The organism is Streptomyces coryli (assembly GCF_011044975.1).
Classification (GTDB): domain Bacteria; phylum Actinomycetota; class Actinomycetes; order Streptomycetales; family Streptomycetaceae; genus Streptomyces; species Streptomyces coryli.
The window spans coordinates 1-4250 of sequence record NZ_JAAKZV010000409.1; the positions used below are offsets into that span (position 1 = coordinate 1).

Below are 4250 nucleotides of genomic sequence, written 5' to 3' on the forward strand. Positions count from 1 at the left end.
TCACTGCTGAGGCGGCGGGAGGGCTCTCGCTGTTAAGGCGGCGGGAGGCTTGCCGCCAAGGCGGGCTGGGGCTCCCTCGGGCGCCCCGGCCCGCCGTCCCGGCTCACGCGGCGTCGAGGGCGGCGGTGATCTTGCGGGCCATCTCGGTCACGGCGGGGCTGGGCTCGCCCTTGCCGGCCTTCATGGCCGCCTCGATGGCGACGGTGACGGCACCGCGGAAGTTCTCCGCCTCGGCGGCGTCCTGCTTCTTGAGCAGGGCGGCGGCCTCGGTCAGCGCCGGCAGCACATAGTCGGCGATCTCCGCCACGGACTTGCCAGGCAGCTTGATGTCGTTCGTCTTCGCGGCGAGGACGTGCCCGATCGGGCCGGTCGCGGAGTTCAGGGCGATGGCACCGGCGGTGGCGACCTTGTGCGGCGAGTCGGCGGCAGCGGCGGCGGACAGCAGCGAAACGGCGCCGTAGGCGGCGGTGCGAACGGTCTGCTTGTCCTGGTCGGTCAGGTTGATGCTCATGGCGAGTCTGCTCCTGGTGAGTCGGTCGCGGCCTCCGGGTGAGACTCGCGGCGTCTTCGTTCTGGAACAGAGCTTGCGCGGGCCCGCTTTCAGGGCGCTCTCACGATGGTTTCAGCGGACGCTACGGGGGTGCTGGCCGGCCTCGCGCCGCGGTGTCAGCGGGCGCTACGGGGGTGTCGGCGGACCTCGCGCCGCAGTGTCGGCAGGCCTCACGGCGGTGTCGGCGGACGCCACGGCGTGTGCCGGCGGACCTCCCGCCGCGGTGCCGGCAGGCCTCACGGCGGTGTCGGCGGGCCTCGCCGCGGTGCCAGCCGGGCGGGCCTTCCCGCGGTGTCGGCGGCGCTCCTCAGGCCGCGAAGCGGCGTACGTAGCGGCGCTGCCAGGGGGTCTCCACCGCGTGTCGGTCGTAGTGCTCTCGCACATATGCCACCGCCTCCGGCGCCGGCACGCCGTCGAGCACGGCGAGGCAGGCGAGCGCCGTGCCCGTGCGGCCGCGGCCGCCGCCGCAGGCGATCTCGACCCGCTCGGCGGCGGACCGCTTCCATATCTCGCGGAAGACGTCGGCCGCCTCGGCCCGGTCGGCGGGCAGCCGGAAGTCCGGCCAGCGCAGCCATCTCGACTCCCAGTCGACGGCGGGCGGTTGCTTGCCGAGCAGGTAGAAGCCGACGTCGGGAGCGGGTCCGTCCGGTGCGGCGTTGCGCAGGCCGCGTCCCCGCACGAGCCGCCCGGACGGCAGCCGCAGCACGCCCGGGGCGTCGAGAACCCAGGTGTCGGTCATGCGTCCCCTTCCTCGTCCGCTGCCGCCGTCGCCGTCGCCGGCAGCCCGAACCACCGCAGCAGCACCGGCTGCGACCCGGGCGGCGCCTCCTCCGGCCCGCGGGAGAAGCGGGCGAGCAGCTGCAGATACTCGTCGTGGAACTCCCCGAGCTCCTGCTTGGTGAGATGGCTCAGGCTGCGCGAACCTCGCATCCAGCCCTCGGAGTCGCGATGCCCGGCGGTGAACCGCCGCGCCAGCTCGACGTCTTCGTCCAGCCGCAGCTGGTCCAGCTCGACGGCCACCGCCCGCTCGGCCGGGCTCAGGTCCTCCTCCGCGGGCCGCCGGATGTCGAGCCCGCGCACCCCGCGCCACCAGCGCTCGCGCCCGCCCGTCCGCTCCGGCACGTCCTCGATGAGACCGGCGCGCTCCAGCATCCGCAGGTGATAGCTGAGCGTCCCGGTGTTCTCGCCGAGGGCGGCGGACAGGGTCGTGGAGGTCGCGGGGCCGTGCGTGCCGAGCTGGCGCAGGATGCGCAGGCGCAGGGGATGACCGAGGGCCTTGAGCGCCTCGGGGCTGGTGATGGTGCGCCGTGCTTCTTCCATGCCGCACACCCTACCCCAATCACAGAGATTTGTCTGCAGCGCTTCCTCTGCAGAGAAATCTCTGTAATGATTCCTGGCATGACGAAGAAGATGACGAACAAGATGAGATCAACTGCCGCCGCCGCAGCCCTGCTTGCCGGCCTGGCCACGGCCGCGAGCCCTGCCGCATCCGCCGCCGAGCAGCCCGACGCCCCGCCGGGCTTCAGCTTCGCCGCGTGCCCGACGCCCGAGGAGCTGCCCGCGGACGCCGATCCGGGCACGTGGCGCTGCGAGGCGATGAAGGCCACCGGCCGGCTCAAGGTCGGCGGCATAAACGAGGCCATCGACCGCCCCATGACGATCACCTTCGCGGAGGGCCGGGTCGACGGTGAATTCGCCCAGGTCTTCGGCGAGATGGAGGCCGCGCCGATACGCATTGGCGGCAGCCCGTGGACCATCACCCCGCGCTACGCGGGCTATTCCGACTTCGAGTCGAACGATGAGCGCAGGGGAGAGCTCGACCTGAAGTTCACGCTGGCCGGCCCCGGGCTGCCGACGGGCTGCTCGATCGGCTCGGATGCGGCCGCGGTGCACCTGGTCCTCACCGACACCGAGCCCACGCAGGTGATATCCCCAGACCCGCTGATCGTCGCCTTCGGCGCCGAGGACACCCGCTTCACCGCCCCGCGCACCAGCGGCTGCGGCCGCCTGGGCCCGGTGCTCGACCGCGTGCTCGAACTCCCCTCCGCGGCCGGGCAGAACAGCCTGGACCTGGACGCGCAGGTGGCGATACGCCAGTACGACGCGCCCTGAGCCGCCTTGAGTGGCTGAGGCCTCAGCCCGCCAGGAATCCCGCCAGCGCGCTCGCCAGCAGGTGCGGGTCCTCCGCGCCGCACAGCTCGCGCGCGCTGTGCATGGACAGGGCCGCGATGCCGATGTCGACCGTGGTGATGCCGTAACGGGCGGAGGTGATTGGGCCGATGGTGGTGCCGCACGGGATGGAGTTGTTGGAGACGAACGTCTGCCACGGCACGCCCGCGCGCTCACAGGCCGCCGCGAAGAGAGCGCGGCCGCGGCCGTCGGTGGCGTAGCGCTGGTTGACGTTGACCTTCAGGATCGGGCCGCCGTTGGGCACCGGGTGGTGACCGGGCTCGTGCCGCTCGGCGTAGTTGGGGTGCACGGCGTGGCCCATGTCCGAGGAGAAGCAGACCGTGCCGGCGAAGGCGCGGGCCTTGTCCTCGTACGAGCCGCCGCGGGCGAACAGCGACCGCTCCAGCACATTGCCGAGCAGCGGGCCCTGGGCGCCGGTGTCGGACTCGCTGCCGTTCTCCTCGTGGTCGAAGGCGGCCAGCACGGGGATGGCGGCGGCGTCGGCGGGACCGCCCTGCGCGGCCACGGCGGCGAGCGCGGCGGTGCCCGCGTGTACGGAGAGGAGGTTGTCCATCCGCGGCCCGGCGAGCAGCTCCCGGTCCCGCCCGAGGTAGGCCGGCGGCTCGATGCTGTGCACCATCAGATCCCAGCCGGTGACCTCGCCGGCCCGCAGCCCCGCCTCCTGCTCGAGGAAGGAGAGGAGATCGCCCTCGCGGACGTCCCCGAGGCCCCAGATCGGCGTCATGTGCCGCTGCTTGTCGAGCTTGACGCCCTCGGCGTTGACCTGCCGGTCGAGGTGAATGGCGAGCTGCGGTACGCGCAGCAGCGGCCGGTCGACATTGACGAGCCGGGTCGTCCCGTCCCGGAGCGTGAGCCGCCCGCTCAGCCCGAGATCGCGGTCGAGCCAGCTGTTCAGCAGCGGCCCGCCATAGATCTCCACGGCGACCTGCCGCCAGCCGGCGGAGCCGGTGTCCGGGACCGGCTTGACCCGGAGATTCGGGGAGTCGGTATGGGCCCCGATCACGCGATACGGAGTCTCGGGCCGAGCGCCCTCGGGCACGTACCAGGCGATGAGCGCGCCCCCGCGCAGCACGTACTTGCCACCGACCGCGCCCGCACCGTCCCAGGCATCCTCCTCCGCGACCTGCCGAAAGCCGGCCTTCTCCAGTCGCTCGGCGGCGCTCACCGTGGCGTGATACGGAGACGGGCTCGCAGCGAGATAAGAGATGAGGTCATCGGTGTGACTACGGTCGAACCTGGGCGGCGTAGAGCTCATGGCCCCAGCATAAGGACCAGCCCAGCCGACGGCCCCTCCCGCATCCTCCGCAGCCCTGCCCATCCATGCCTAGCCCGGCCCACTCCTGCCCACTAGGCCTCGACAGTCCCTTCCTGACCCATCGCTCGCTGGCTCGTGCTGTGCCCGCCATCCGACTCGCGATCGCCGCCCGGCAGCGCTGCTCGCCTCGCGCCCTCTCTCCTCCCGTGGCACCACACCGCCGCCGCCCCACCGATCCCAACCGCCACCCGGCAG

At 72.6% G+C, this 4250-nt stretch carries 5 protein-coding genes; 1 reads left to right on the forward strand and 4 read right to left on the reverse strand.

All coding sequences use genetic code 11. The annotated features are described in order from the left end of the window. Positions 1 to 103: 103 nt before the first annotated feature. From G5C51_RS40255 to G5C51_RS40265, 3 genes are all read right to left on the reverse strand, one after another. Positions 104 to 511, reverse strand: coding sequence for a hypothetical protein (locus G5C51_RS40255; RefSeq protein ID WP_165245627.1), 408 nt, complete (start codon positions 509 to 511; stop codon positions 104 to 106). Between the two features lie 346 nt (positions 512 to 857). After that, positions 858 to 1289 carry a protein-tyrosine phosphatase family protein gene (locus G5C51_RS40260; protein WP_165245629.1) on the reverse strand — a complete coding sequence of 144 codons (432 nt, stop codon included), beginning with the start codon at positions 1287 to 1289 and terminating at the stop codon, positions 858 to 860. Then, a complete protein-coding gene (locus tag G5C51_RS40265; RefSeq protein WP_165245631.1) occupies positions 1286 to 1870 on the reverse strand; it encodes an ArsR/SmtB family transcription factor in 585 nt (194 codons plus the stop codon). Before G5C51_RS40265 ends, G5C51_RS40260 begins: the two co-directional genes overlap by 4 nt. Before the next feature lie 78 nt (positions 1871 to 1948). Between G5C51_RS40265 and G5C51_RS40270 the strand changes: the two genes are divergently transcribed. Further along, positions 1949 to 2662, forward strand: a complete 714-nt coding sequence (locus tag G5C51_RS40270; RefSeq protein ID WP_165245633.1) for a hypothetical protein — start codon at positions 1949 to 1951, stop codon at positions 2660 to 2662. Between the two features lie 22 nt (positions 2663 to 2684). On the opposite strand, the gene G5C51_RS40275 is transcribed toward G5C51_RS40270, so the two are convergent. Then, on the reverse strand, positions 2685 to 3995 hold the full coding sequence (locus tag G5C51_RS40275; RefSeq protein ID WP_165245635.1) for a M18 family aminopeptidase: 1311 nt from the start codon (positions 3993 to 3995) through the stop codon (positions 2685 to 2687). Positions 3996 to 4250: the final 255 nt, after the last annotated feature.

Bases quoted from the DNA above. Each gene is read 5' to 3' on its own strand.
- G5C51_RS40255 (WP_165245627.1), bottom strand. From the start codon at position 511: ATGAGCATCAACCTGACCGACCAGGACAAGCAGACCGTTCGCACCGCC.
- G5C51_RS40265 (WP_165245631.1), bottom strand. From the start codon at position 1,870: ATGGAAGAAGCACGGCGCACCATCACCAGCCCCGAGGCGCTCAAGGCC.
- G5C51_RS40270 (WP_165245633.1), top strand. From the start codon at position 1,949: ATGACGAAGAAGATGACGAACAAGATGAGATCAACTGCCGCCGCCGCA.
- G5C51_RS40260 (WP_165245629.1), bottom strand. From the start codon at position 1,289: ATGACCGACACCTGGGTTCTCGACGCCCCGGGCGTGCTGCGGCTGCCG.
- G5C51_RS40275 (WP_165245635.1), bottom strand. From the start codon at position 3,995: ATGAGCTCTACGCCGCCCAGGTTCGACCGTAGTCACACCGATGACCTC.